The sequence below is a fragment of the Mycolicibacterium bacteremicum genome (assembly GCF_002086115.1).
GTDB lineage: Bacteria > Actinomycetota > Actinomycetes > Mycobacteriales > Mycobacteriaceae > Mycobacterium > Mycobacterium bacteremicum.
This window is the reverse complement of the sequence record NZ_MVHJ01000001.1, coordinates 93,496-107,751: the sequence shown is the minus strand read 5'-3', so window position 1 is coordinate 107,751 and position 14,256 is coordinate 93,496. Positions and strand designations below refer to the sequence as shown.

15 protein-coding genes are annotated in these 14,256 nt (G+C 69.5%); 12 read left to right on the top strand and 3 right to left on the bottom strand.

All coding sequences use genetic code 11. From position 1 onward, the window contains the following. The first annotated feature begins 39 nt into the window (after positions 1 to 39). From mptB to BST17_RS00510, 4 genes are read left to right on the top strand one after another with little or no spacing between them, the layout of a single operon-like run. A complete protein-coding gene (gene mptB, locus BST17_RS00525; RefSeq protein ID WP_083054518.1) occupies positions 40 to 1,692 on the top strand; it encodes a polyprenol phosphomannose-dependent alpha 1,6 mannosyltransferase MptB in 1,653 nt (550 codons plus the stop codon). After that, positions 1,689 to 2,627 (top strand): ABC transporter ATP-binding protein, encoded by a 939-nt coding sequence (locus BST17_RS00520; protein ID WP_083054516.1) that lies wholly within the window; start codon positions 1,689 to 1,691, stop codon positions 2,625 to 2,627. Before mptB ends, BST17_RS00520 begins: the two co-directional genes overlap by 4 nt. Continuing rightward, positions 2,624 to 3,400, top strand: coding sequence for an ABC transporter permease (locus BST17_RS00515; protein ID WP_083054514.1), 777 nt, complete (start codon positions 2,624 to 2,626; stop codon positions 3,398 to 3,400). The genes BST17_RS00520 and BST17_RS00515 overlap by 4 nt, the downstream gene beginning before the upstream one ends. A 4-nt stretch (positions 3,401 to 3,404) precedes the next feature. Further along, complete coding sequence (locus BST17_RS00510) at positions 3,405 to 4,082, top strand: DUF429 domain-containing protein (protein WP_083054512.1); 678 nt, start codon at positions 3,405 to 3,407, stop codon at positions 4,080 to 4,082. Here BST17_RS00510 and BST17_RS00505 read toward each other — a convergent pair. After that, on the bottom strand, positions 4,045 to 4,674 hold the full coding sequence (locus BST17_RS00505; RefSeq protein WP_083054510.1) for a hypothetical protein: 630 nt from the start codon (positions 4,672 to 4,674) through the stop codon (positions 4,045 to 4,047). The two genes, BST17_RS00510 and BST17_RS00505, sit on opposite strands and share 38 nt — an antisense overlap. An 83-nt stretch (positions 4,675 to 4,757) precedes the next feature. Here BST17_RS00505 and BST17_RS00500 point away from each other — a divergent pair, with 83 nt between their 5' ends. The 3 genes from BST17_RS00500 to BST17_RS00490 are packed head-to-tail and all read left to right on the top strand — an operon-like array spanning position 4,758 to position 7,155. After that, positions 4,758 to 5,336, top strand: coding sequence for a TetR/AcrR family transcriptional regulator (locus BST17_RS00500; protein WP_083054508.1), 579 nt, complete (start codon positions 4,758 to 4,760; stop codon positions 5,334 to 5,336). A gap of 21 nt (positions 5,337 to 5,357) precedes the next feature. Continuing rightward, entirely contained in the window at positions 5,358 to 6,305 is a 948-nt protein-coding gene (locus BST17_RS00495; RefSeq protein ID WP_083054506.1) for a COX15/CtaA family protein, read from the top strand. Positions 6,306 to 6,336: 31 nt separating this feature from the next. Next, positions 6,337 to 7,155, top strand: a complete 819-nt coding sequence (locus BST17_RS00490) for a DeoR/GlpR family DNA-binding transcription regulator (protein ID WP_083054504.1) — start codon at positions 6,337 to 6,339, stop codon at positions 7,153 to 7,155. On the opposite strand, the gene BST17_RS00485 is transcribed toward BST17_RS00490, so the two are convergent. Together BST17_RS00485 and BST17_RS00480 are read right to left on the bottom strand one after the other, a co-directional pair. Continuing rightward, complete coding sequence (locus tag BST17_RS00485; protein ID WP_083054502.1) at positions 7,138 to 7,869, bottom strand: inositol monophosphatase family protein; 732 nt, start codon at positions 7,867 to 7,869, stop codon at positions 7,138 to 7,140. The genes BST17_RS00490 and BST17_RS00485 overlap by 18 nt on opposite strands. Further along, complete coding sequence (locus BST17_RS00480) at positions 7,866 to 8,681, bottom strand: BtpA/SgcQ family protein (protein ID WP_083054500.1); 816 nt, start codon at positions 8,679 to 8,681, stop codon at positions 7,866 to 7,868. Before BST17_RS00480 ends, BST17_RS00485 begins: the two co-directional genes overlap by 4 nt. A 186-nt stretch (positions 8,682 to 8,867) precedes the next feature. Between BST17_RS00480 and BST17_RS00475 the strand changes: the two genes are divergently transcribed. The 5 genes from BST17_RS00475 to BST17_RS00455 are packed head-to-tail and all read left to right on the top strand — an operon-like array spanning position 8,868 to position 14,255. Next, positions 8,868 to 10,355: an FGGY-family carbohydrate kinase gene (locus BST17_RS00475; RefSeq protein ID WP_083054498.1), complete on the top strand. Its 1,488-nt coding sequence runs from the start codon at positions 8,868 to 8,870 to the stop codon at positions 10,353 to 10,355. After that, positions 10,352 to 11,137 carry an SDR family NAD(P)-dependent oxidoreductase gene (locus BST17_RS00470; protein WP_083054496.1) on the top strand — a complete coding sequence of 262 codons (786 nt, stop codon included), beginning with the start codon at positions 10,352 to 10,354 and terminating at the stop codon, positions 11,135 to 11,137. The genes BST17_RS00475 and BST17_RS00470 overlap by 4 nt, the downstream gene beginning before the upstream one ends. 55 nt (positions 11,138 to 11,192) lie before the next feature. Next, a complete protein-coding gene (locus BST17_RS00465) occupies positions 11,193 to 12,491 on the top strand; it encodes an ABC transporter substrate-binding protein (protein ID WP_083054494.1) in 1,299 nt (432 codons plus the stop codon). 49 nt (positions 12,492 to 12,540) lie between these two features. Further along, the gene (locus BST17_RS00460) at positions 12,541 to 13,410 is read left to right on the top strand and encodes a carbohydrate ABC transporter permease (protein WP_083054492.1); all 870 of its coding nucleotides are present in this window, start codon (positions 12,541 to 12,543) and stop codon (positions 13,408 to 13,410) included. After that, on the top strand, positions 13,407 to 14,255 hold the full coding sequence (locus BST17_RS00455) for a carbohydrate ABC transporter permease (RefSeq protein ID WP_083054490.1): 849 nt from the start codon (positions 13,407 to 13,409) through the stop codon (positions 14,253 to 14,255). Before BST17_RS00460 ends, BST17_RS00455 begins: the two co-directional genes overlap by 4 nt. The last annotated feature ends 1 nt before the right edge of the window (position 14,256 follow it).

The following is a 14,256-nucleotide window of genomic DNA, read 5'->3' as shown; positions in this document are numbered from 1 at the left end:
CCCGTCGGGCCGTCCCGGGGCGGCCGCTACGCTGCTCGAATGACCGCCCTCGGGTCCTTCAGCTCCGCGGTCGCCCGTTGGCACGCCGACGAGCGGTCCGTGGGCTCGCCGCTGAACAACGCGGAGGTCATCTCGCTCCGTCGGACCAGGGTATTCGGTGCCACCGGAACCGTGCTGATGGCCATCGGCGCGCTCGGCGCCGGCGCCCGCCCGGTCGTCCAGGACCCCACCTTCGGGGTGCGGCTGCTCAACCTGCCCTCCCGGATCGCCACCGTCTCGCTGACCATGACCACCACCGGTGCGGTGATGATGGCGCTGGCCTGGCTGATGCTGGGCCGGTTCGCCCTCGGCCCGCACAAGATGTCGCGCAGCCAGCTCGACCGCACCCTGCTGCTGTGGCTGCTGCCACTGCTCATCGCGCCGCCGATGTACAGCAAGGACGTCTACTCCTATCTCGCGCAGAGCCAGATCGCCCGCCTCGGCCTGGACCCCTACCAGGTCGGTCCCGCCCCGGGCCTCGGGCTCGATCACGTGTTCACCCTGTCGGTGCCCAGCCTGTGGCGCGAGACCCCGGCGCCCTACGGGCCGCTGTTCCTGTGGATCGGCGAGGGCATCTCGGTCATCACCGGGGACAACATCGTCGCGGCCGTGCTGTGTCACCGGCTGGTGGTGCTGGTCGGCGTCGGCCTGATCGTCTGGGCCACGCCCCGGCTGGCGCAGCGCTGCGGGGTGGCCGAGGTGAGTGCGCTGTGGCTGGGCCCGTGCAACCCGCTGTTGTTCATGCACCTGGTCGCCGGCATCCACAACGAGGCCCTGATGCTCGGCCTGATGCTCGCCGGCACCGAGTTCGCGCTGCGCGGTATCGATGGGGTGCGCGAACACAGCTGGCGCCTACCCGCGCAGGCCACCGCGATGCTGACCGCGGGCACCGTGCTGATCACGATGTCCTCTCAGGTCAAGCTGCCCGCCCTGCTGGCGATGGGCTTCGTCGTGATGGCCCTGGCCTGGCATTGGGGTGGCACCGTCAAGGCCTTCCTGGCGGCCAGTTTCTCCCTCGGCGCGTTGTCGCTGGCGGTCATGGCCATCATCGGTTGGGCCAGCGGCCTGGGCTTCGGCTGGTTGTTCACCCTGGGTACGGCGAACGTGGTGCGGTCCTGGATGTCCCCGCCGACACTGATCGCACTGGGCACCGGCCAGGTCGGGATCCTGCTGGGCCTCGGCGACCACACCACGTCGGTGCTGGGGCTGACCCGCGGCATCGGTGTGATCATCATCGCAATCCTGGTGAGCTGGTTGTTGCTGGCCGTGCTGCGTGGCCGGCTACACCCGGTCGGCGGACTCGGCGTCGCGCTCGGGGCCAGCGTGCTGCTGTTCCCGGTGGTGCAGCCCTGGTACCTGCTGTGGGCCATCATCCCGTTGGCGACCTGGGCCACCAGGCCCGGATTCCGCGGGTCGGCCATCGTGATCACGCTGGTGGTGGGCATTTTCGGGCCGACCGCCAACGGCGACAGGTTCGCGCTGTTCCAGATCGTGGACGCCACCCTCGCCAGTGCGGTGATCGTGCTGATCCTCATCGCCATCACCTACCGCCGGCTGCCGTGGCGCGGCCTGCCGCCACCGGGCCCGGACGACCCGCGACCCGGACCGGAGCCACCGACTGCCAGACCCGACGCCTACGCTGAATCTCCGTGACCACCGGTTCTGACGCTGTCGTGCGCCTGCGCGAGGTGACCAAACGCTACGGACCGGCCTCGGCTCGCCCGGCGGTGGACGGCCTCGATCTGGAGGTGCACCGCGCCGAGGTGTTCGCCCTGCTGGGCCCCAACGGTGCGGGCAAGACGACGACGGTCGAGATGTGCGAGGGCTTCCTGCGCCCGGATTCCGGCAGCATCGAGATCCTTGGGCTGGACCCGGCGGGGGACAATGCGCGGCTGCGGGAGCGCATCGGCGTCATGCTGCAGGGTGGTGGGGGCTACCCCGCGGCCCGGGCCGGCGAGATGCTGAACCTGGTGGCCTCCTACGCCGCCGATCCGCTCGATCCGCAGTGGCTGCTGGACACGCTCGGGCTGACCGACGCCGCCCGCACGACCTACCGGCGGCTCTCCGGCGGCCAGCAGCAGCGGCTGGCGCTGGCCTGCGCGGTCGTCGGCCGTCCCGAACTGGTGTTCCTCGACGAGCCGACCGCCGGGATGGACGCCCACGCCCGCATCGTGGTGTGGGAGCTCATCGATGCGCTGCGCCGCGACGGTGTCACCGTGGTGCTGACCACCCACCATCTGACCGAGGCCGAGGAGCTGGCCGACCGGCTGGTCATCATCGACCACGGCAAGACGGTGGCCGCCGGCACGCCCGCGGAGCTGATGCGCAGCGGTGCGGAGAATCAGTTGCGGTTCACCGCGCCACCCAGACTCGATCTGTCCCTGCTCATCTCGGCGCTGCCGGAGGATTACCGGGCCACCGAGACCACCTCCGGTGAGTATCTGGTCGAAGGGCATATCGACCCGCAGGTGCTGGCGACCGTCACCGCGTGGTGCGCGCGGGTGGATGTGCTGGCCACCGATATGCGGGTGGAGCAGCGCAGCCTGGAGGACGTCTTCCTCGATCTGACCGGCCGGGAGTTGAGATGACCACGAATCGCTTTGCCGCGGGCACCTTCTCCCCCGATCCCCGGCCGGCCGATGTTCGGCAGATGCTCACCGCCCAGTTCGGGCTGGAGCTCAAACTGCTGCTGCGCAACGGCGAACAGCTGCTGCTGACCATGTTCATCCCGATCACGCTGCTCGTGGGGATGACGTTGCTGCCGCTGGGTGAGTTCGGCACCAACCGGGCGGCCACCTTCACCCCGGCGATCATGGCACTGGCGGTGATCTCCACCGCCTTCACCGGCCAGGCGATCGCCGTCGCCTTCGATCGTCGGTACGGCGCGCTGAAACGGCTGGGCGCCACCGCGTTACCGGTGTGGGGCGTCATCGCGGGTAAGTCGCTGGCGGTGGTGACGGTGGTCTTCCTGCAGTCGATCCTGTTGGGCGCCATCGGTATCGCGCTGGGGTGGCGACCGCCCGTCGCGGCCCTGGCACTCGGTGCGGTGGTCATCGCTCTGGGCACGGCGACCTTCGCCGCGCTGGGCCTGCTGCTCGGCGGCACGCTGCGCTCCGAGATCGTGCTGGCGCTGGCGAACCTGCTGTGGTTCGTCTCCGCCGGACTGGGCGCGCTGACCCTCGACGGTGGACCGGTGCCCGCCGCGCTGCGGTGGATCGCCCGGCTGACCCCGTCGGGCGCACTGACCGAGGCGCTGACGCAGGCGATGACGTTGTCGGTGGACTGGTTCGGCATCGCGGTGCTGGTCGGCTGGGGCGCGCTGTCGGCGGTGGCCGCACTGCGCTGGTTCCGATTCACCTGAGCCCGTGATCGTCCTCGGCGTCGACGGCTGGAAGGGCGGCTGGGTCGGCATCGAACTGCACGACGGCCGATTCCACACCGCACATGTCGACGCGCGGCTGGCCGCGCTCGTCGCGGCGGTCCCCGGGGCCCGCGCCGTCGGCGTGGACATCCCACTCGGTCTGCTGGACGACGCGGTGCGGACCTCCGACCGGGCGGCCCAGCGCCGGCTCGGCGCGCGCTCGTCCAGCCTGTTCGTGATGCCCCCACGGCCGGTGTTCGATGCCCCCGACCACGCCACCGCGACGGCGGCCGCGACCGCACTCACCGGCTCGGGGATCAGCATCCAGACCTGGGGGCTGCGGCGGAAGTTCCTGGAAGCCGAGGCGCTGCACGCCGATTCGGACCGACCCCTGTTCGAGGTGCACCCCGAGCTGTCCTTCCACGAGATGGGGCTGCTGGCCACCGACGGCAAGAAGAAGAGCTGGCGCGGGCAGCGCGCGCGGCTGCGCGTGCTGGCCGCGCACGGTGTCGACATCCCGGAGGACCTCGGCGCGGCCGTGGCAGCCGTGCCCGCCGATGATGTGCTGGATGCGGCGGCCGCGGCGTGGAGCGCACACCGGATCGCCACCGGGGCGGCGTTCAGCCTGCCGGATCCGCCGCAGGTCAATGCGCGCGGTCAACGGCTGGCGATCTGGTGCTGAGGCCGGGCAACAGATATTCCAGCTGACCGACCTCCTCGATGTTGTGCCGCACCCAGGCGCGCACCATGTGGTCCGGGAACCGGCGGCACAGATACGCGTTGACCGGTGTCATCACGCGCGAGCGGGCACCGAGGTCGAGCACCGTGACGTAGTGGGTGCCGTCGGATCCCAGCGACCAGGTGTGCTCCAGGCTGAACACGATCACCCCGGCCACCCGCTGCACCAACCGGATGCCCGTCTCGTCCAGCTTCTCGACCCGGTCCACCACGTCGACCCGGTATTCGGGCCGACCGCCGAACGCCTCGACGATCCGGAATCGGGCGCCCTCGGCGGCACCGCCACCGGCGGCGGCCCGTGCCAGCTCCCAACGGATGTGGTCGACCGGATGCCAGGCCAGGTAGCGGTCGATCACGGCGTCGCCATAACGCATCGTGCCGCCGAGGTTGCCGAACCAGCCCAGCAGCATGTCCGGGGTCACTCCGGGCAGCGGGCGATGATCGATGGTCACGCGGCGGCGCCGGTGCGGTGCCGAGGTGTAGCGCACGGTGGCCGAATCCTCGGTACGCAGGGGATACAGCACGGGACGGCTCATCGGAGACCTCCAAGAAACGGTAGCGTTTCCTATATCGTGCGCGCGACGGCTAAGATACGCAAGCGTTTCCCCGAGGAGGATGGATGCGACGACGCGGTGAACAACTCGATGCCGCCATCCGCGCCGCCGTGATCGAGCTGCTGACCGAGCACGGACCCGCGGCCGTCACCATGGAGGCCGTCGCCGCGCGCGCTCAGACCAGCAAGCCGGTGCTCTACCGGCGCTGGGCAGATGGCAGGCAGCTGCTGCGCGATACCCTGCTGCGCACCGCCAAGGCCGCCATCCCGCACCGGGACACCGGCAGTTATCGCACCGACATGCTCGCCGTCCTGCGGGGCTGGGCCGAACTGTTCACCGGGCCCCACGGCCCCACCATGCAGGCCGCAGTCGCGGCGATGGCCGGCGACGCCGAACTCACCACGTCCTTCCGGGAGGACGTCATCGGATGGCGCAAGGCTGAGATGGCCGCCCTGCTGGCCCGCGGTATCGCCCGCGGCGACGTCCGCGCCGACGTCCCGGTGCAGATCGCCCGCGAGCTCGGACAGAGCGTGTTGTGGCACCGGCTGCTGGTCACCGGCGATCCGATCACCGACGAGTTGGTGGTGCAGCTCGTCGACGAGGTGCTGGTGCCGTTCGTCGCCCCTACTACGCCGCGTAGTTAGCGCTGCTCTACGATCGGGACCGTGGCTGTCGGACGACTCTTCCTGCGATTGGTCGACCTGCTGCCCCTGCCGAGCCTGCGCACCCAGCGCATCGTGGCCTTCCTGGTCATCCTGACCCAGGGTGGTATCGCGGTCACCGGCGCGATCGTGCGCGTGACCGCCTCCGGCCTGGGTTGCCCGACCTGGCCACAGTGCTTCCCCGGCAGCTTCACCCCGGTGCCGCACGCCGAGGTGCCCGGCATCCATCAGGCGGTCGAGTTCGGCAACCGGCTGCTCACCTTCCTGGTCGTGCTCACCGCGGCCGCCGCGGTCATCGCCGTGACCCGCGCCCGGCGTCGCCGCGAGGTGCGGCTGTACGCCTGGCTGATGCCGGCCTCGACGGTGGCCCAGGCGATCATCGGCGGTATCACCGTGCTCACCGGCCTGCTGTGGTGGACCGTGGCGATCCACCTGCTGGTGTCGATGGCCATGGTGTGGCTGGCAGTCCTGCTGTTCGCCAAGATCGGCGAACCCGACGACGGCCAACCGGTCGCGGTGGTGCCGAAGGCGTTGCGGCAGTTGACCGCGCTGGCCGGCCTGACGCTCTCGGCGGTGCTGGTGACCGGGACCATGGTCACCGGCGCGGGCCCGCATGCCGGCGACAAGAGCCCCGAGCGTCCGGTGCCCAGGCTCGAGGTCGAGATCACCACGCTGGTCCACATGCACTCGTCACTACTGGTCGCCTACCTGTCCCTGGTGGTGGCCCTCGGATTCGGGCTGCTCGCCGTGCGTGCGCCACGACCGGTGCGTATCCGGCTGATCGCGGTCGTCGTGCTGGTGGCCGCACAGGGCGCGCTCGGTGCGGTGCAGTTCTTCACCGGCGTCCCCGAGGCGCTGGTCGCGCTGCACGTCGCGGGGGCGGGCGCCTGCACCGCGGCCACCGCCGCGCTGTGGGCGTCGATGCGCGAACGCCGCGTCCCAGCTGTGTGAGTAATTCACAACTTTCACATACACTGTCCGCATGACCGCCGGCCTGAGCGCGCACGCGCGCCGCGCAGCGATCGCGGCCCGCATCCACACCGACCGCGAGGTCGACTTCGCCACGCTGGCGGGCGAATTCGACGTCTCGGAGATGACGATCCGGCGCGATATCGAGCGACTGGAGGACCAGGGCATCGCCCGCCGGGTGCTCGGTGGGGCCATCGCCTATGGCGGGAAGTCCACCGAACCGTCCTTCGACGCCCGCGCGGCCGAGTCCGCCGATGAGAAGCTGCACATCGCCCATGCCGTGGCCGATCTGCTGCGCCCACGCGAGACGGTCATCCTCGACAGCGGTAGCACGGTGCTCGCAGTGGCCCGCGCGGTGAAGGGCCGCGATCTGGGTCTGACGGTGATCACGCCCAGCGTGCTGGTGGCCATCGAACTCGCCGACGAACCCGACACCACGATCCTGCTGACCGGCGGCAAGGTGCGCCCGGGCGAGCTGAGCCTGATCGGCGCCGAGGCCGAGGATTTCTACCTGCGCTACAACTGCGACACCTACGTGATGGGTATCGCCGGAGTCGACGGTAAGCGGGGCGCCTCGGAGTACCACCGCGAGGAGGGCAACGTGAAGCAGGCCGCGATGCGGTCGGCGGACCGGGTGATCGTCGCCGCCGACGCGTCCAAGCTGGGCCGGGTCCAGTTGATCAATGTGGCACCGGTGTCGGCGATCTCGATCCTGGTCACCGACGGCCCGCCGACCCATCCGGCGGTGGAGGCCCTGCGCGCGTCGGGGGTGTCGGTGGTCTGCGTGAACGCCGACCGGTCCGCACCGGAGCGGTCAGCGCCGGCGCGCTGACACCCCGGCACCCTCGGCCCGCGACACCACCGCACCGGCCTCCTCGGCGATCAGCGCCCCGGCCGCCCAGTCGTGCACGGCCAGATCGTCTTCGACGAACGCATCGAGGCTGCCCTGGGCAACCAGGCACAGATCCAGCGCCGCCGCCCCGAAGCGGCGCATATCGGTGTACCCGGCCATCACGGCGGCGAGCTCGCGCAGTTGACGCCGCCGGTGACCGGGATCGTAGGACAGCCCGGTGCCCAACAGCCGCACCGAGGACTCCGCCAGCACCAGCGGCAGCCGCGTCTCCCCCGCACCCGAATCGACATGTGCGCCCAACCCTTTCGCGGCACTCCAGGTTGTGCCGAGGACCGGCGCACACACCGCACCGGCCAGCCAGCTGCCGTCGGCCACCGAGCGCGCCGCCACCGAGGTGCCGAAGAACGGCAGTCGCCGGGTGTAGTTGGTGGTGCCGTCGAGCGGGTCGACGACCCACTGCACCGATCCGGCGCCGACATGTTCGGGCAGTTCCTCACCGAGCACCCCGTCATCGGGCCGGGCCGCGAGCAGGACCTCGCGGACGGTCTGCTCGGCGGCCCGATCCACCGCCGTCACCACGTCACCGTCGGCGCCCTTGGTCGCGACGGCCACCGCCGCACCGAAGCGCTGCAGGCATACGGCGGCCCCACGCCGGGCCGCCTCGATCGCCAGCAGCCGCAGGTCCTCGCTCATAACGACGCGCGGAATTCCTTGACGGCGTCCATCAACTCGGTGGCCCGCGAGGCGACGGCGCGATTCTCGAACACGCCGTCCTCCTTGAAGTAGGTGCCGACGACCGCACCGTCGGCGATCGACAGTTGCTCGGCGGCGTTGTGCGCGCGTACCCCGGTGTTGACGAAAACCGGTACCGCACCGGCATTGTCCTTGACCACCCGCAGGGCCTGGGTGTCGGTGGAGGCGCCGGCGGTCAGACCCGACACGCAGATGGCATCGGGCTTGGTGGCGAAGACGGTGGTGGCGGTCACCGAGGCCAGATCGCGCTCGGCCAGATAGACCGCCGACTCCGGCACGATGTTGAAGAGCAACTTCACCCCGGACCCGCCGATCCGTGCCCGGTGCCGGGCAACCTCACCGACGTTGGTGTCCCACAGCCCGAAGTCACTGGCGTACACGCCGGTGAAGATCTCGCGCACCCACTGCGCGCCGGTGGCCACGGCCAGATCGATCGAGGCCCGGCCGTCCCACAGCACGTTCACCCCGTACGGGACGCTGAAATCGCCGAGCAGTTGCCCGATCACGCGGGCCATGGTGATGGCCGTGATCGGTTCGGTCTTGGTCAGGTAGGGCAGGCTGAATTCGTTGGAGACCATCACACCGTCGACGCCGCCGGACTGCAGCGCGTCCAGTTCCTGCTTGGCCCGTTCGACCACGGCCTTGATACCGGCCGCCGAATCGAATCCGGGGTCACCCGGCAGCGCCGCGAGGTGCAGCATCGCGATCACCGGCTTCTGCACGCCGAATACGTCATCAAGCCAACTGGTCATGGGATGCCTCTCCGCTTCTCTTGCTGTGTTTCCGAGCTGTATGGGTTAAACGTATGTTACTAAATCACATGAATCCAGGGGTTTCCCGTGATATTTCGTGATTGCCGCTCATCTATTGTGAGAATATAACAGAGTCAGTATTGTGGTCCCACTGCCACAAACGCAGCGACCGACCGAAGGGATGGCATGCCGGAGTTCACCATCGGCATTGATATCGGCACCACCGGTACCAAAACCGTGCTCGTCGACATCGCCCGCGCGCGCATCGTCGCCCAGTCCACCCAGGATGCGCGGCTGTTCTCCGACGCCCCCGGTCGCGCCGAGGCCGACCCCACCCAGTGGCTGCACAACGTGCACGCCGGGATCCGTGCCGTGCTCGCCGAATCCGGCGTCGGCCCGGACCGGATCGCCGCCCTGGCCACCACCGGGATGGTGCCGGCCGTCGTGCCGGTGGATCGCGACGGCGCGCCCGTGCGACGGGCGCTGCTGCAGAACGACGCACGCGCCACGGCCGAGATCACCGAGTTGCGCAACACCCTCGACGATGACGTCGTCCTGCGTGCCACCGGATCGGCGATCACCCAGCAGTCGGTCGCCCCGACCGCGCTGTGGCTGCGGCGCCACGAGCCCGAAACCTGGAGTCGCACTGCGCATCTGGTCGGTTCCTACGACTGGGTGCTGATGGCCCTCGGTGCGCCCGCCCATGTCGAGCTGAACTGGGCGCTGGAGTCGGGCCTGGGCACCGTCGACGGTGGCCGCTTCGACCCGATGTACACCGCCGCCGGGCTGGCCGGCGAGCTGGTGCCGCCGGTGCTGGCGCCGGGCACCCGGGCGGGCGAGTTGAGCGCCGCGGCTGCCGAGGCGACCGGACTGGCCGCCGGCCTACCCCTCATCGTGGGCGGTGCGGACCACGTGCTGTCGGCCTATGCCGCGGGCATCAACGCCGAGGGTGACTGGCTGGTCAAACTCGGTGGCGCCGGGGACATTCTGGCCGCCGCGGACACACCGGTCATCGACGCCCGGCTGTACCTGGACGCCCACCCGGTACCCGGCCGCTGGCTGCCCAACGGCTGCATGGCCACCAGCGGCAGTCTGATCCGCTGGTTCCAGACCCTGTCCGGCGGCGTCGACCTGGTCGCCCTGGACGACGAGGCCGACACCCGTGCCCCGGCCGAGATCCTCTGCCTGCCGTACTTCCTCGGCGAGAAGAGCCCGCTGCACGACCCGGATCTGCGCGGCGCCTTCGTGGGGCTCGACCTCGCCCACACCCGTGCCGACATGTACCGGTCGGTGCTGGAGGCCATCGCCTTCGGCTTCAAACACCACACCGAGGTCTTCGCCGCCATGGGCGTGCCGCTGCACCGCGCGCTGGTCACCAACGGCGGCAGCAAATCGGTGCTGTGGAAGCAGATCCTCGCCGATGTGCTCGGCACCCCGCTCGCACCGATCATCGGCCATCCCGGTGCCTCCCTGGGCGCCGCGGTGATCGCCGCGGTCGGCACCGGCCTGCTGGACGGCTGGGACAGCACCGCGATGTTCCAGACCGTCGGCGAACCCGTCGTCCCGAACCCCGATCACGTCGACCGGTACGCCGAGGCCTACGCCCAGTGGCGTGAACTCGGCGACGTGCTCACCCCGATATCCCACCGCATCGCCCGAAAGGCCCGGCCATGACCACCCCCGCAGCATCCAGCACCCAGACCGTCGTCGTCACCGGCGCCGGATCCGGTATCGGCCGGGCCATCGCCGGCACCCTGGCCCAGCGCGGGTGGCGGGTCATCGTCTCCGATATCGACGCCGACGCCGCCGAGGACACCCGTGCCGGTCTCACCGGGTCCGGCCACGAGGCGGCCCGCCTCGATGTCACCGATGCCGCCGCCGCCACCGCGCTGGCCGATGACGTGGCCGACCGACTGGGGCTGCACGCCTGGGTCAGCAACGCCGGGATCTCGGCGATGGCCAGCTTCGTCGATGTCTCGGTCGAACAACTCGACCGCAGCCTGGACATCAACCTCAAGGGCGTGTTCCTGTGCGGACAGGCCGCCGCCCGCGCGATGATCCGCACCGGCGTGCGCGGCACCATCGTCAACACCGCATCGATGGCCGCCAAGCAGGGCCGCGTGCCGTTCCTGGCCGACTATGTGGCCTCCAAGTTCGGCGTGCTGGGCCTCACCCAGGCGATGGCGTTCGAACTCGCCGCCCACCACATCACGGTCAACAGCGTGTGCCCCGGATTCGTCGCCACCCCGATGCAGACCCGCGAATTGGAGTGGGAGGCCACGCTCAGCGGCTCCACCCCGGACGGGGTCCGGCAGTCCTGGATTGATGCGACGCCGCTGGGCCGCCTGCAGACGCCCGATGACGTCGCGCGCGCGGTGGCGTTCCTGGTCTCCGAGGATGCCCGGTTCATCACCGGAGAAGCACTGTCCGTCAACGGCGGTGCCTACATGGATTGAGCCGACCGATCCCCCACGCACGCTCGATCCACTCGGACAAAGAAAAGTGAGGACCATGAAAATTCCGACCTCGCGCTGGTTGACCGCGATCATCGCCGCCACCAGCCTCACCCTCGCCGGTTGCGCAGGCAGCGGCGGCTCCGGCGAGCAGACCTCCTCCGGTGTGGGCGATGTCCCCACCGACACCAGCGCCACCGTCCGGGTGCTGATGGAGAACGTGCCCGACACCGACATCGTCAAAGGCCTTGTCGGACAGTTCAACCAGAAGTACCCCGACATCAACGTCGCGATCGAGACCATGACGTTCGACCAGATGCGCGACCGGCTGGTGTCCTCGTTCCAGGCGTCCGAGCCCGCCTACGACCTGATCGTCGTGGACAACCCGTGGATGGACGACTTCGCCGACGCCGGATTCCTGGAGCCGCTGGGCGACCGCATCGCGGCCACCACCGGATATCAGCCGGACGACTTCTTCGACTCGCTCACCGCCATCACCGATGTCGACGGTGCCACCTACGGGGTTCCGTTCTACAACTACGCGCTCGGATACATCTACAACACCGGCGATCTGGCGGCCGCCGGCCTGAGCGTACCGACCGATCTGGACGCCCTGGTCTCCACCTCGCAGCGGCTCAAGACCGGCGACCGGGCCGGTATCGCGATGCAGCCCCAGCGCGGCTACAAGATCTTCGAGGAATGGGCCAACTGGCTGTTCGCCGCGGGCGGTTCGATCTACGGCGAGGACGGCAAGCCCACGCTGGACACCCCCGAAGCCGCCCGCGCGCTGGAGGCCTACATCGAGACCTACAAGACGGCCGCCCCGGCCAACAGCCTGGCCTGGGGATTCGACGAGGCGTTCCGCTCGGTGTCGGGCGGCAACGCGGCCTCGATGATCGGCTACAACTGGAACCTGCCCGCGCTCAACGATCCCGAGGGTGCCTCCGGCGAACGCGCCGGACAGTTCGCGCTGGCTCCCATTCCGGGCGGCAAATCCGCACTCGGACTGTGGAGCTGGGCGATCCCGGCCAACTCCGGGGCGGCCGACGCGGCATGGGCGTTCGCGTCCTGGGTGACCTCCCCCGAAATCGACGCCGAGCGTGTCGCCGACGGTGGGGCGGTGATCCGGAAGGGGTCGCTGACCAACGAGAAGGTGCTGGCCGACGGGTACGGCGCGGACTACTACAAGACCGTCGGTGAGATCCTGGCCGATGCTGCCCCGCTGACCCAGGGCAAGGGCGGCGAGGAGATGATCCAGGCCGTGGGCACCGAGCTCAACGATGCCGCCGCCGGGAACAAGAGCGTCGCCGACGCACTGCGCGATGCGCAGGCAGCAGCGGAGCGGATCCAGCAGTGACAGTAGGGAATCCGGCGGTCACAACCGGCACCCGGCGGGGGCGGCGCAGGTGAAATTCCGATACGGCATGCTCATGCCGCTGCTCGCCCTGTTCGCCGTGGCCGTCGGATTCCCGCTCTGCTACGCGGCGTATCTGTCAGTGACCGACTACAAGCTGACCGATCGCGGCCAACCCGACTTCGTCGGCGCCACCAACTTCACCGCCGCACTGTCGAACTCCGCATTCTGGGAGGCCTTCGCCACCACCGCGCTCTACGTGCTGATCGCCGTCAGCGCCGAACTGGTCCTCGGTTTCGCGCTGGCGCTGGCCCTGCATCAACAGCGCTGGGCCAAGGACCTGTCCCGGGCGATCGTGCTGGCGCCGATGTTCATCACCCCCATCGCGGTCGGCTTGATCTTCCGCTTCCTGCTCAACGACCAGATCGGCGCGGTGCCGGCCCTGCTGCACGCCGTCGGCGCCGACTACGACTTCTTCGGGGCCGGCAAGGCCCTGCTGACACTGGCCTTCATCGATGTCTGGCAGTGGACGCCGTTCATGGTGTTGTTGATCCTGGCCGGGCTGGAATCGATGCCCAAACAGCCCATGGAGGCGGCCAAGGTGGACGGCGCCGGCCCGGTGTACCGGCTGCGCCGGGTGCTGATCCCGATGCTGGCCCCGGTGCTGACCGTCGCGGTGCTGCTGCGCGGCCTGGACGCGCTGCGGGTGTTCGAGTACGTCTACGCGACCACCCGCGGCGGGCCCGGCACCGACACCCAGACCCTGCAGTACTACATGTATCTGGAGGGCATCCAGTTCTTCCGGCTGGCCCAGGCCAGCGCCATGGCCTTCATCGTGCTGGTGCTGGTGCTGGCTGTCATCGTGGTGGCGTTCCGGGCGATGGAGCGCAACCGCGCCGCCGAGAGGAGTGCGGCCCGATGAGCGCTCGTACCATCAGTTCCCGTCGCTTCGCTCGCCCCAGCGGCCCGCTGGAGACATTGCGTATCGCCTTCCTGGCCGCCGCGTTCATCTTCGTGCTGTTCCCCATCGCCTGGGTGGCGCTGGCCAGTTTCAAGACCCCCGAACAGATGTCGGAACCGTTCCTGATCGCGTTCACCCCGAACCTGGCCAACTGGCAGGCGGTGTTCGACTCCGGGGTGTTCGCTGCGGCCGGGCGCAGCGCGCTCGTCGGGGTGATCACCGTGTCGATCAGCCTGGTGGTCGGCAGCATGGGTGCCTACGTGATCGCCAAGTATCGAGCCGGCGGTTCGCTGACCCGCTTCGGAATGCTTGCCGCGCAGGTGGTTCCGCCGGCGGTCATGGTGTTCCCATTCCTGACCATGGCGCACGCGCTGCGGTTGACCGACACCATCGCCCCGGTGATCTTCGCGCACCTGTCCTTCGTCCTGCCCCTGGTGACATGGTTCCTGATCGGATTCTTCGAGGCTGTGCCCGCATCCCTGGAGGAGCAGGCCCGGGTCGACGGATTCACCCGCTGGCAGGCGTTCCGGCTGGTGGTGTTGCCGCAGGTGTACCCGGGCATCGGCGCCGCCGGCATCTTCGGGTTCACGCTGTCGTGGAACGACCTGTTCTACGGGCTGATCCTGGCCCCCGGCAACGCCGCGATCCTGCCGGTGGCCATCGCGAACTTCAACACCTTCCGCGGTGTACAGATCGGCACCATGAGCGCGGCCATCATGATCGCGATCATCCCGGTGGTGATCGCCAGCTTCTTCATCCAGCGACGCCTGGTCCAGGGGATCAGCGGCGGCGCGGTCAAGTACTAGA